Origin of the sequence: Actinoplanes sp. NPDC051861, assembly GCF_040681145.1 — a bacterium.
Classification (GTDB): Bacteria; Actinomycetota; Actinomycetes; order Mycobacteriales; family Micromonosporaceae; genus Actinoplanes.
Map to the genome: position 1 here is coordinate 177468 of NZ_JBFAYE010000005.1, position 13444 is coordinate 190911.

Sequence of the window (13444 nt, forward strand, 5' to 3'; positions counted from 1 at the left end):
TCGGTGGGTCAGAACACCAGGCTCTGCCAGCGGGCCACGTCGGCCGCCGACAGTGCGCGGGCGAAGATCGCCACGCGGTCGACCTCGCCGGTGAGGCGCTGGCCGCCGCCCTGGTCGGCGGCGAACCGGAGTTCCCTGGTGTTGCATCCGAACACCGCCGGGCCGACCGTTGCCGTCGCTGCCGCCTGACCATCGAGGTAGACGGTCAGGTCACCGTCGTCGAGGGTGACCACGACGTCGACGTAGCGCCCGACGGGCACCACGGCGTTCGTCGTGACGCCCTGCCCGGCGCCGATGACGCGTACCTGGTTCGACGGCGTCAGGTCGATCAGGATGCCGTCGGTGCCCGGGTCGCCGCTCGGTTGCGAGTCGAACAGCCGGCGATAACCGCCGCTGGTCGTCACCTTCACCTCGGCGGCGAAGGTGGCGCGGGGCAGGTATCCGAGCCTGGTCGGCGCGGTGCGCAGGAACCTGTTGCCGTCCAGCGCGAGCGCGGTGCCGGTCGGGCCGTCGGCCACGTAGACGGCGCCGCCCTGGACGGTCGCGTCGCGCTGGTACGTCGATGCGTCGGCCACCACGTCGCCGGACGCCGGATCCCAGGCCACCAGTGGGTTGTCCGGGTCCGGTATCGGGCACGGCGGAGGTACCGGCAACCACACCGTCGCCCCGCCCGACGACGTCCAGCCAGGTCCGCTCCACGTGCCGGTGAGCTTGACGGTGCCGGGTTGCGCCGCCGAGGTCACGGTCGCGGTGAACGTGTACACCCGGGACTGGCCCTTACGCAGTTTCGGCACCGCCACGGTCGCGGGTTCGACCGTCCAGCCGTCCGGCGCGACCAGCTTCACCGTGCCGGCCGGCACGTCGCCGGACGCCTTGACGGTGACCGTGACCGGCGTGGTGTCACCGACCTCGAGCTCGGCCGGCGCCTCGACCAGGACCGACGTCTGTGCGACGGCGACGTACTCTCGCCCCTTCTGTGCGTCGAACGTCACCCGGTCCCCGGTGCCGCTCGTGCGCACCGCGCGTCCCGTGCGCTCATCGACCAGCGTGTACCGGCCGGCGAACATCGGGTTGCGCAACGTCACTCGGCCCGACTCGCCGGCCGCGACCGTGATCCGGTTTGCCGCGCCGCTCGCCCACGCGACGTCGACGGTCAGGTCACCGCGCGCCTTCAGGCCCGTCACCGAGCCCGAGGGCCACGCGCCCGGCAGCGCCGGCAGCACCTGGACCTCGCCGGTGTGGCTCTGCAGCAACATCTCCGCGACGCCCGCGGTCGCGCCGAAGTTCCCGTCGATCTGGAACGGCGGGTGGGTGTCCCACAGGTTGGCCAGGGTGCTGAACCGCAACTGCTCGCTGAGCATCCTGTGGGCGTGGTCGCCGTCGAGCAACCGCGACCAGAAGTTGATTTTCCATGCCTTGCTCCACCCGGTGCCGCCGTCACCACGGGCGGTGAGCGACACCTTCGCCGCCGCCGCGAGCTCGGGGTCGGTCAGCGGCGCGATCTGGTCGCCGGGGTGCACCGCGAACAGGTGCGACACGTGCCGGTGCTGATCGGCCGGGCTGTCCCAGTCGCCCTTCCACTCCTGCAACTGGCCCCAAGAGCCGACGCGGGTGCCCGGGTCGAGCCGGTCCAGGGCGGCCCGCACCTCGGCCCGGAACGCCCGGTCGCCGCCGAGGATCCGGCCCGCGTCGAGCACGCTGGTGAACAGGCCCCAGACGATCTGCTGCGACATCGAGGCGCCCGCGGTGAACTCACCGTTCTCCGGGGAGAAGCTGGGCGAGACGACGAGCTTGCCGTCGCGCGGATCGACCACCAGCTCGTCGATCCAGAACTGGGCGAGCTCCCGCATCAACGGGTAGGCCCGATCCCGGAGGAACCGCTCGTCGGAGGTGAACCGGTAGTGCTCCCAGTAGTGCTGGGCCAGCCAGGCGCCGGCCTCCGGGAACCAGAACGACTGCGGGTAGCTGTGCAGACCGGTGAAGCCGTACGGGTTGGTCTCGTTGTTGACCACCCAGCCGCGGTTGCCGTAGATCTCCTTCGCGGTGACCCGGCCGGGCGGCACCATCGCGTCGACGTAGTCGAACAGCGGCGCCGTCGTCTCGGACAGGTTCGTCGTCTCGGCCGGCCAGTAGTTCATCTGCAGGTTGATGTTGACGTGGTAGTCGGCGTCCCACGGCGGGTTCGTGACGTTGTTCCACACGCCCTGCAGGTTCGCCGGCAACGAGCCGCCGCGCGACGAGGCGATCAGCAGGTACCGGCCGTACTGGAAGAAGAGCGCCTCCAACGCCCGGTCGGCCGGCGAGGTGCCGCCGGTGTAGGCGCGCAGCAGTTCGTCGGTCGGGACGTCGGGCATCGCCTGGCCGATGTCGAGCGCCACCCGCCCGAACAGCTCGGTGTGGTCACGCCGGTGCCGCTCCAGCAGGTCGCGGTAATGCCGCCGGCCGGCCCGGTCGACATCGCGGGTGACGGCCGCGTGCGGGTCGGCGCCGCGGTAGGCAGGGTACGCGTCGGAGTAGTTCGTGCCGGCGCCGAGCACCAGCACCGCCCGGTCGGCCCCACTGACGCTGACCGTGCCGTCGGCGTTGTCGGTACGTGTACCGCCCTCTGCCGACACCTGGACCTGGCTCTCGAACTTCAGCCCGTTGTCGTTCAACGCGCCGGCGAACGTGATCCGGCCGCGGCTCGCCGTGCTGTTCCTCGACCGGTTGCCGGGCGCCGTGACGCCCGCGGTGAACGCCACCATGCCGGGCCGATCGGCGCTGACGCGTACCACGAGCACGCCGTCGGGGTTGCTGGCGAAATACTCGCGGGTGTAGCGCACCCCGTCGTCCACGTAGGACACCTCGGCCACCCCGTTGGCGATGTCGAGACTGCGCCGGTACTGCTCCACCGGGCCGGGGTCGGCCGGCAACCGCAACGTGAGGTCGCCGAAGGTGTTGTACGACCCGAACCCGCTCTTCGGCTGGCCCAGTCGCTGAGCGATCTCGTTCGGGGGGATCCGCAGCCGCTGGTCGAGATCGCGCTGCACGTCGGCGATCGCGGTGGGCCGCGGGGTGATCCAGTTACCGAAGTTGTAGCCCTGCACGGAGCCGGGGCCACCGGTCCACAGGGTCTTCTCGTTGAACTGCACGGTCTCGGTGCCGACGCCGCCGAAGACCATGCCGCCCATGGCGCCGTTGCCGATCGGCAGGGCCTGGGTCTCCCAGTCGGTGGCGGGCTCGTCATACCAGAGCGTCAACGGGTCGGCGCGGTGACCGGCCGGTCCGGCGGGGTGGGCCGACGCCGCGCGGGACGGCACCACGGGAGACATGATGACAACAGTGGCGGCAATCCCGGAAGCGGCAAGACGCCGCCACCGGCTGTGCGGGCGCGTTTCGGGCATCAGCGTCTCCCTCTAGGGGGCATGCATCCGATGTATTCCGTCGAACCTAGGTCCGAAACGGTCTCGAAACAACCCCAGGAGCTCCTATACATCCTATGTCTGGCTGGGAAATACAGAAGCATAGTTCCGAGAACTATACTTCTGTGGTCACCTGACTAGGGAGTGCCGTGCGTATAGACAAGCCGCAGCGCATCTTCGGCCGTGACCGCGAGTGGACCAGCCTCGCCTCGTTTGCGACCAGGTCCGTCGACACCACGCAGGGCAGCGCCTCGCTGGGCGTGGTGAGCGGACGGCGCCGCCAGGGCAAGAGTTTCCTGCTGCAGGCGATCACCGAGGCCGCCGGAGGGATGTATTTCGCGGCCACCGAGGCCACCGAGGCCGAGTCACTCCGGTTGTTCGCCGAGTCCCTCGCCCGGCACACTCGCGAGTTCGTCGATCCGTTCCGGGACTGGAACGACGCGACGTCACGCATGTTCCGCAGCACCGCCGACCGGCCGGCGCTCGTCGTCATCGACGAGTTCCCGTTCCTGTCGAGGGCGTCACCGGCATTGCCCTCGATCATCCAGCGCGAGCTCGGCCCCGGCGGCAGCGGCCGGGCGAGCGGGGTGCGACTGGTGCTGTGCGGTTCCGCGATGTCGGTGATGGGCGGCCTCCTCGCCGGGCAGGCCCCGCTGCGCGGCCGGGCGAGTCTGGAGCTCGTCGTCCAGCCGTTCCGGCATCGGGAGTCGGCGCGGTTCTGGGGCATCACCGACCCCCGGCTCGCCGTCCTGGTCCACGCGGTCATCGGAGGAACACCCGCTTACCGCAACGAATTCGTCCAGGGAGACACCCCGGCCACGATCGACGATTTCGATGCGTGGGTGATCCGGACCGCGCTGAACCCGCAGACACCACTGTTCCGCGAGGCCCGATATCTGCTCGCCGAGGAGTCCGCCATCCGCGACCCCGCCCTCTACCACTCGGTGCTGGCAGCGATCGCCGCCGGCAACCACACCAACGGCGGGATCGCCGGTTTCATCGGACGCAAGTCCGACCAGATCACGCACCCGCTCAATGTGCTGGAGGACTGCGCGCTGATCGCCCGCGAGCCGGACATGTTCCGGCCGGGACGAGCCCGCTACCGGATCGTGGAACCGCTGATCACGTTCTACGAGGCCGTGATGCGCAAGCGCTGGGCCGAACTGGAGATCCATCGAGCCGAACAGGTCTGGACCACCACACGGCAGACCTTCCTCACCCAGGTCGCCGGACCACACTTCGAGGCCCTGTGCAGGGCTTTCACCCTGGAATCGGGCGGCACGCTCTTCACCGAGCACCCGTCCGAGGTCGGTTTCGGAACGGTCAACGACCCGGCGAACCGCACACAGATCGACATCGACGTGGTGGCACTCGCCGCGCAGCAGGGGAACAGCCCCCGGCGCATCCTGTCCCTGGGCGAGGCCAAATGGGGTGAGGTCATCGGCCACCATCATCTCCACCGCTTGGCAGCGGCGCGTGACCTGCTGCGGCTGAAGGGCTACGACACCGAAACCACCGTGCTCACCCTCTACGGCGGCGCGGGCTTCACCGACGAGTTGACGGCAGCCGCGGCGACGGACGACCGGATTCTGCTCGTGCCCCTCGGCCGTCTGTACTCGTGATCCGGCCCGATCCCGCTACGTGCGGGAGGGGCCCTCGCGGGCCCCTCCCTGTCCTGCGCGCTATCTCCTCTGGGCCACCGAGTAGGCGACCGGTGCGGACCACCTCGTGTGGCCGGCCGAGTCGACCACCAGCGCCTGCAACGTCACCTTCCGGCCGGCGTCGGACCGCCCGGGGGTCCAGCTGAACAGGTACGGCGCGGTCGACGCCGTGCCCACCCGGTGCCCGTCGACGAACAGCGAGACGGACTTCACGCCGAAGTCGTCGGCGGCCCGGACCAGCGGGGTGACCGCCGTCCCAACCTGGAGCCGGGTGTCCCGCGCGGGATCCACCACCGCGGCGGTGGGGTGGTGGTCGTGGACGTGCCCGGCACGGGACGGCACGTTCGCCGGCTCGTGGGAACGTTGCCGGCTGACGACCACGTTGCCCGAGACCGCCGGCTTGCCGCGGCCGAAGTAACCACCGGTGACGGTGAACGCCCAGTCGTCACGAGGGTTGCCCGCGGCGTACGTGTTGCCGGTGACGACGTCGTCAGTGGCCGTGACGACCCCGGAGTCGGCCAGCAGGATCCCGTACTCGTTGCCGGTGATCCGGCTCCGATCGACGAACCCGTCGACACCGGAGGTGTACCGCACTCCGGAGCCGGTGCTCGCCGTCCCCTTGACGACAGTGCCGGTCACGTACCCGTGGTTCCGGATGCCCGTGCGGACCAGATTGTCCGGCGACCCGTCAGCGCCCCGGGCGCCGTCGAACAGGATGCCGCCGGACTGGTATCCGGTGACCACGCTGTCGGCCACGGTGAGCTCGCTCTCCACGGTGCCCGAACTCGCGCCCCTGATCAACCCGGTCTTGACCACGCCCCAGCCGTGCGGGTGCGCGGCCTTCTCCTCCTCCGTGGCAGCGGTCCTGAGCGGGCCGATCACGCTGTCCGAGATCCGCCCGGCCGCACCGAAGTAGGCGACGCCAGCCTCGGCCCAGACCTCGCCCGAGGTCACTGTCACGCCGGAGATGTCGACGAACATCTCGTTGGTGTCGGTGGAGCCGAGAGACTGGCGGGAGACGGTGATGACGTTGCCGCCGCCGTCGCGCAGGTACGGCTGTGTGCCGGCGAGCGTACCCAGGGACTGCACCGGCTCGATCGTGACCCTGTCCGCACCGGTGCCCTTGATCGTCAAGGGCTTGTTGATGGTCAGGCCGTTCCTGGCACCGGTCTGCACCGGGTTGGACGTGGCGTTGACCGGCGTCGACGACTCCTGGTAGACGCCGTCGCAGACCACGACCGTGTCCCACGGCGAGGCGTGGTCGACCGCCGTCTGGATCGAGGTGAACTGGGCGTTCGGGCACTGGGCCCGGTCGTCGTCGACGGTCCAGGTGAGCGAGTCGCCGTCCTTCGCTTTCGCCGCCGGAACCGGTCCGCCCAGGTCGTAGCGTCCGTAGCCGGCTCCGTCGGCCTTGTACCGGCCGTCCGACAGGAGCTGCCGCCCGGACACGCTCTCCTGGAAACGCACATCGGCGAGCTGGATCGACCCGGACCGGGGCATGCCGTCCACGCCGAACTGCAGCGACAGCCCAGCGACCGCGCCCAGGTTCACTCCCTGCTCGGCGAACTCGGCCAGCGGCACCCGGATCTGATTCAGCACGATGTGCGTGTTCGGCGTGTTGGTGCCGGTCGACATGTGCAGGGCGTTGCCCCAGCGCGGGTCACCGGCGTCCACCGAGGCGGTGCGCCCGGCCCGGTCGGTGAGCACGATCCGGAAGTTCTGGGTCGTCGACGCGGGGTCGTAGGACGTGGGCTTCTCGTTCGGCCACACCGGACTGGCCGGGGTGCCGTTGACCGTGGTGTCCCGGGTGTTGTCGCCACGGTTGGCGGCGCCCGGGTTACGCAGGTCGAAGAAGTTCACCGCGGCGTCGAGGGCCAGCGCCTCGAGGTGGCGGACGTCGCCCGAGACGGCCGGGATCTGAGCGGTGAGCGTCGCCGGCGAGCTCTCCTCCCAGGCCACGGCGAGCTGACCACCGTACGAATGGTTGATGGGACTGTTCTCCCGGGTGCCGTTCTGGCCGCCGAGCGCGGTGCCGGCCGGCAGCGGGCACTGCTTCGCGGCGGTCGGCAAGCCGGTCTTGCCCAGCTGAGCCGGCGCGAAATCGCCGGGCTCCGGGTTGCACCAGTCGAAGCCCTGCGGGGTCACCGGCGGCTTCGGCGTCACACCGGGGGCTTGAGCGTACGGGTCAGCGAAGCCCGTCCCGGTCAGCGTGCCACCGAGTGCGTTCTCGGTCAGCGGGTTGCGCGGCTCGGGCCGGATGACGTCGACCCTCTCCCCCGGCCCGGCGAAGTACGTGGTGTTGACCCGCTCGGCGCACGGGATCGCCGTGCCGGAGCCGCTGGTCGGGCACGCCGACGCGGGCACCTGCAGGTGGCCGGCGGTGTCCGACAGCTCGCCGGTCATGTACGGCTCGAACGCGCCCTCGCCACCGATGTAGCGCCGCAGGAAAGCGGCCATCGTCGCCAGCCCGAGCTTCTCCTGGTCGCCCATCCGCGCGGCGTCACCCGAGATCTTCGTGTTGACCAGCGGGTTCAGCGGGTCGGAGTTGTCGATCGCGTAATTGCCCGCCGGGTCGCTGGAACTGGCCGCGCCGGAGAGCCGCAGATTGTGCGGGTGGATGTTGTTGGTCGCGAACGGCGCCGAGTTGCCACACGCCGCGTCGTTGTTGCCCTGGCCGTCCGCACCGCCGTCGGCGTACCAGACGCTGTTGTACCAATTGTGGATGGCGCCGAGATGCTCCACCTGGATCCGCGGGAACGGGTCGTTCGGGGCGACGTACTGGCTGCGTTCGAACAGCCGGGCACCCTGAAGGTTCGAGACGTCGCCGTCGCACATCGGCAGGATCGACATGAACGGCATGCCGTACGGTGCCTTGCGCTCGTAGTCCACCGGGGCCAGCGAGATGACGCCGTTGATCGGATAGCGCGGCCCGTCGGTGCGGATCCGGTTGTAGTCGAGGAAGTTGGCGACCGCGTCACCTCCCCGGGAGTGACCCATCAGACCGATCCGGGTCATGTCGAGATGCCCGGACAGCGCCGTACCGATCGTGGTGTGCTCGTCGACCGGCAGACCCTTGCGCCTGCTCGCGGCGGTGATCGCGTCCAGGGTGGCGGCGAGGAGCATGCGACGGTTGTGCATGCCTTTGCCCTTGGCGTTGTCCTGGCGCATCATCAGCTGGTCCTGCGACAGCGAGAACGTGGTGTATCCCCAGGTCGCCAGGTTCTCCGCCAGGTAGGCGTACCCGCTCTCGTTGTGCTTGAACTGCGCACAGGTCAGGTTGGCCGAGTCCTGGCCGGAGTCGCACGAGCCGTGGTTGCCGTGCACCAGAACGATCAGCGGCGAGGGTGTCTTCCGCTTGGTCCAGTCCGGCATGTACAGCTGGCCGCGGATCTCGACCGACTCGACCGCCTGCGCGGTGCCGGCGGTCGGCGCGGCTCCGTCGGAGTTCGGTTCCTGAATGGTGGCGAGACCGAATTTGGCCTCCTGGATGGCCTGGTGGCCGTAGGGCCCACGAGCCGTCGGGTCGGGAAGGCTGGTGCTCGGCTTGGTGGGCCGCGTGGCGCCCGGCGCGGTGGCTGCCGCCGCCGGCGAGGCCAGTCCCACGGTGGCCGCCAGTGTGGCCACCACCGCGAGAACGACCCCGGCTTGACGTCGCGTTCGTAATTTCACGCATTTCTCCCGGGAGGAGGGTTGAACCAAGATCCATCCCGGACGCTAAGCAGCCCACATTTCTCATCGATTTCCAGTTCCGCACGAACGTTATTCGTCGGTCTCCGCAAATCGCTCGGTCACCTGCGCGGCGGCGCGAGCCAGGCCCTGGACCATGCGCACCATGGTCTGCGTGAGCACCGGACGAAGTGCCAGGTGCGGGCCGAACGCCGCCTCGTAGGATCCACTCCACGCGATCGTCGTTCCGCCGCCGGGGAGCTCATCGAGCCGGACCTCTGCTCGATAATTGTCCATGAATTGATTTCCCACGCCCGCATAGACGAGGCGCCGGTTCGGATGAACCTCGACAATCTGCTCGCGCGTGACAACGCTGCCCGTTCGGAACGCGCGCACGGCACCCACACCGTCGCGACCGTCCGGTGAGATCTGCTCCGACTGCTCCAGCACCAGGGCGTCGACCGTTCCCCAGACCGGCCAGGTGTGTGCGTTGACCAGCAGCGACCAGACCTGTTCCGGCGGGGCGCTGGTCTCGGCCGCCACCTGATAGGAATCCTCCACCGTTTCCCGCTCGTCGCGGGCCGTTCCGGGTGCATCGGTGGACAGGGCGCCGCCGCTCTCGTCCAGTCCGATTCGTGCGTGCAGGCGCCGAGCCCACGCCGGTGCCCACCAGTTGGCCTTCCCGGCCAGCTGCATCAGCGCCGGGACCAGGGTCGCCCGGACGATGAAGGCGTCGATCAGCACGGCGATGCCGAGACCGAGGCCGAACATCTTCATGTACGCGATCCCGCTGGCGCCGAAGGCGAAGAAGGTGATGGAGAGGACCAGTGCCGCCGCGGTGACGATCCGCCCGGTCTTGGCCAGTCCGGTGACGACGGAGGACCGGTTGTCGCCGGTACGGTCGTACGCCTCCTTCATCCGGGCCAGCAGAAAGACCTCGTAGTCCATCGACAGGCCGAACGCGACCACGAACATCAGCAGCGGCATCGAGGTGTCGGTGAATCCGGTGGCGGTGAATCGCAGGGCGCCGGCGAGGTTACCGTCCTGGAAGATCCAGACCATGACGCCGAGCATGGCCGTCAGGTTCAGGGTGTTGAGCACGATCGCTTTCACCGGTACGAGGAAACTGCCGAACATCAGGAACAGCAGGGCGAACGTGGCGACGGCGATCCAGAGCGCGGCCCACGGCCCGACGGAGCTGATCGCCGTCTTGGTGTCGGCGAGCTGCGCGGCGCTGCCGCCGACGAGAGCCTCGAAGGGCGGGTCGAGCCCCCGCAGGTCGTGCACGATGTCCTCAGCCTGCGACGACATCGGCAGCACCGACGGCACCACCTCGAACCATTCGCCGCCGTCGGCGGCATACCGTCCCGAGTCCGGGCCGGGCGGGCTGACCCGCTGTCCCCCGGCCCAGGTGCCGCCGGCTGTGATCACCTCAGCGACGTGCTCGATGTTGCTGGCGGCCACGACGTACGCCTCCAGGTCGGCCGGATCCGCCGTGCCCCTGACCACGACCGGGAACGCCTCAGTGGCGAAGCCGAAGTCGCGCTGCACCTTCTCGGTGGCCTGCCGGGCGGCCACGTCGGCGGGAAGCACGCGGGCGTCGGGGATGCCGAGCCGTGTGCCGAGAACAGGCAGGCTGAGCAGGATCAACAGCGCGATCGCCGCTCCGGTGACCAGGCCGGGGCGGCGAAGCACCCGTTCGGCGACGCCCGCCCATCGGCGGGACTCGCTCTCGGCGCCGCGCCGCATTCCGGGTAGCCGCCACGCGTTGACCCGATGGCCCAGCACCATCAGCAGCGCGGGCAGGGTGATCACCGCGGCCAGGACGGCGACCACCACGACACCGACGCCGGCGTAGGCGAACGAACGCAGGAAATACAGCGGGAAGGCGACGAGCGCCAGCAGCGCCACGGCCACGGTCACCCCGGAGAAGACCACCGTACGGCCGGCGGACTCGACCGTGCGGATCGTGGCCAGGCCGACGCTGTGGCCGGCGTCGAGCTCCTCACGGAAGCGGGAGACCATGAGCAGCGAATAGTCGATGGCCAGGCCGAGACCCAGCGCCGTGACGAGGTTGATCGAGAAGACCGAGACGTCGGTGAACTGGGCGATCCCCCACAGTACGAAGAACGCTCCGAAGGTTGCCGCAACACCGACGGCGAGCGGTAGCAGGGCCGCGACCACACCGCGGAAGACGAACAGGAGCAGGAGCAGCGTGAGCGGGACCGCGATCAGCTCGGCACGTAACAGATCCTCCTCCAGACCGCGGCCGACAGCCTCGCCGATCGCCGCGGTACCCCCGATCTCGACCGTGACTGCTCCCCGGCCGCCGCCGAACTGTTCCCGTACCCGTTGGACCGTCGCCTCCGCGTCGGACTCCTCGCCGCCGGACCGCGCCAGGATCAGCGCGGACGAGCCGCTGTCGGAACGCAGCGACGGTGACCCGCCGGTCCCCCAGTACGACACCACCTCGTCGATGCCGTCCACCGCGGTGAGTTCCGCGGTGAGCGCCCGGCCGGCGGCGACCGCCTCCGGGCCGTCGAGGTCGCCCGCCGTCACGACGAGAACGATGTCGGGCGCCCCGGCGCCGAAGTCCTCCAGGATCTGGTTCACCCGGGCGGATTCGGAGTTCGGATCGTCGAATCCGCCGGTCGACAGGCTGTTGAAGACGCCTCCGCCGAGGATCACCGTCAGCACGAACACCACCAGTGAACCGACCAGGGTCAGCCGGGCACGCCGGACGACCAGTCTCCCGATCAGGGTGAACACAACCGCCTCCCTCAGGGTCCGGCCAGTCCGGACGCCTGTCGATGAAGTCTGGAGACGGTGGGCGCCGGTGTCTTCGGAGCCGGGTGCCTGAGCCGGTCCTCCCCAGGGCGGAGGGCGGCTGCCTGTTCCTACCGTGGTAGGAAGCCGGGGGCGCTCACGCTGACCTATATTCCGTAGGTGCCCTCACTGTTGCGCGACCACGGCGAGTTCGTGGTCGGGGCAGCCGTTCTCGGCACCGGCCTGGGCCTGCTCAACCTCCACTACAGCTCCGACTGGGGCTGGATCCTGGCGGTCGTGATGCTGCCGGCGCTGATCGTGCGCGCGGTCTGGCGGTCGATGCCGGGATGGCTGCTGCTCTCATGGGTCACGATCCCCACACTGGTGGGCGACGCGGCGGTCGTCACCCGCACCGCGTACCTCGTGGTCGTCACCGCGCTGGCGGTGGTCGCCGCCGGCCGTGTGCGGTGGTTCGACACCGTCGTGATGATCTTCTGTCTGGGGTCGCCGTTCCTGATCTGGCTGCTCGAGACCAACAACTGGCACCGGGGCCTGGGTGCGTGGCTGTGGTTCGGCGGCCTGCTGATCGGATGGGGTTTCGGTCATGTCGTCGGCCGGCAGTTCCTGCTGATCGACGAGCTGGAACGTACCCGCGTCAAGCTTGCCGAGACCGCGGTGGCCGAGGATCGCCAGCGAATCGCCCGCGATCTTCACGACCTGGTGGGGCACAGTTTCAGTGTCGTGCTGCTCCACCTCTCCGGGGCGCGGATGCTCCTCGCCTCCTCCCCCACCGCGCTCAGCGAGGCCGCCGAGGCCCTGCGACAGGCCGAGGACCTGGGCCGTAAGGGCATGGACGAGCTGCGCCAGGCTCTCCTGCTCATGCATCAGGGCTCGCACGCGCTCACGCCGATCGAGCCGACGGAACTGGAGCGCCTTCTGAACACCTACCGCGACGCGGGGATGCGCATCGACGTCGATGTCGCCGGAGAGATGGCAGGTGTGTCGGCGGCGCCGCGCATCGTGCTGCACGACGTGCTCCGCGAAGCACTCACCAATGTCGCCAAACACGCCCGGTCTCCGGAGGCGACGATCCGCATCGGCGTCGACCACGACCGGGTCGATGTCCGGATCGAGAGCGCGCTCGGCCCGCGGAGCAGGCGTGCCGGCGGCATGGGACTGGCCGGCCTGAACCACCGGGTGGCCGCCATCGGCGGCACCTTCCGAGCGTGGCCGGATCACGAGCACTGGGTCGTTCAAGCCTGCCTGCCCCGCCGCCTCGCCGGAGCACCCGTGTGATCCGCGTGCTGCTGGTCGACGACCAGCCGATGGTCCGCGCCGGGCTCGGGCTGATCCTGCGAAGCCAGCCGGACATCCGGGTCGTGGGCGAATGCGGTGACGGCGGTGAGGTCGTCCGCGCCGTCTCCCGGTGCTCCCCCGACCTCGTCTGCATGGACGTGCGGATGCCCGGCGTCGACGGGGTCGAGGCAACCCGGCGACTGCGCGCGGCGGGCGGGCCACCGGTCTGCATTCTCACCACCTTCGACGACGACGATGTGCTCTGGTCCGCCGTCGACGCGGGCGCCGCGGGATTCGAACTCAAGTCCGCCACACCGGAGAACCTCATCGAGGCGGTGCGCACCGTCGCCTCCGGCGGGACCTGGATCGACGGCACCCTGCTGGGCCCGATCCTCTCCTCCTACCGGCAGCTGAAACGCTCGCCGACACATCGGGACGCCCGGCTCACCGTTCTTTCCGAACGAGAACTCGACGTGCTGCGCCTGATGGCTCGCGGAGCATCCAACCGTGAGATCGCCACCCACCTGAGCCTGGCCGAGACCACGATCAAGACGCATATAGGCACGATCTTCACCAAACTCGGCGCCCGCGACCGCGCCGCAGCCATCGTCTTCGCCTACGACGCGGGACTCGTGCAGCCGAACCGATGAGTGT

General features: G+C 69.6%; 6 protein-coding genes. 3 read left to right on the plus strand and 3 right to left on the minus strand.

Going from position 1 to position 13444, the window contains the following annotated elements:
- Nucleotides 1-8 precede the first annotated feature (8 nt).
- The gene (locus tag AB0M02_RS17655) at nucleotides 9-3311 is read right to left on the minus strand and encodes a glycoside hydrolase N-terminal domain-containing protein (protein ID WP_364227895.1); all 3303 of its coding nucleotides are present in this window, start codon (nucleotides 3309-3311) and stop codon (nucleotides 9-11) included.
- A 239-nt stretch (nucleotides 3312-3550) separates the two neighbouring features.
- Between AB0M02_RS17655 and AB0M02_RS17660 the strand changes: the two genes are divergently transcribed.
- Entirely contained in the window at nucleotides 3551-5023 is a 1473-nt protein-coding gene (locus AB0M02_RS17660) for an ATP-binding protein (protein WP_364227897.1), read from the plus strand.
- 60 nt (nucleotides 5024-5083) lie between these two features.
- On the opposite strand, the gene AB0M02_RS17665 is transcribed toward AB0M02_RS17660, so the two are convergent.
- On the minus strand, nucleotides 5084-8731 hold the full coding sequence (locus AB0M02_RS17665) for an Ig-like domain-containing protein (RefSeq protein ID WP_364227899.1): 3648 nt from the start codon (nucleotides 8729-8731) through the stop codon (nucleotides 5084-5086).
- A 90-nt stretch (nucleotides 8732-8821) separates the two neighbouring features.
- Nucleotides 8822-11497 carry an MMPL family transporter gene (locus AB0M02_RS17670; RefSeq protein ID WP_364227902.1) on the minus strand — a complete coding sequence of 892 codons (2676 nt, stop codon included), beginning with the start codon at nucleotides 11495-11497 and terminating at the stop codon, nucleotides 8822-8824.
- Between the two features lie 177 nt (nucleotides 11498-11674).
- On the opposite strand from AB0M02_RS17670, the gene AB0M02_RS17675 reads away from it, so the two are divergent.
- Together AB0M02_RS17675 and AB0M02_RS17680 are read left to right on the plus strand one after the other, a co-directional pair.
- A complete protein-coding gene (locus AB0M02_RS17675) occupies nucleotides 11675-12790 on the plus strand; it encodes a histidine kinase (RefSeq protein WP_364227905.1) in 1116 nt (371 codons plus the stop codon).
- Complete coding sequence (locus AB0M02_RS17680) at nucleotides 12787-13440, plus strand: response regulator transcription factor (protein ID WP_364227908.1); 654 nt, start codon at nucleotides 12787-12789, stop codon at nucleotides 13438-13440. Before AB0M02_RS17675 ends, AB0M02_RS17680 begins: the two co-directional genes overlap by 4 nt.
- The last annotated feature ends 4 nt before the right edge of the window (nucleotides 13441-13444 follow it).

What these genes read in the sequence shown, in the direction of transcription:
- AB0M02_RS17655 (WP_364227895.1), bottom strand. Translation starts at nt 3,311, where the DNA reads ATGTCTCCCGTGGTGCCGTCCCGCGCGGCGTCGGCCCACCCCGCCGGA.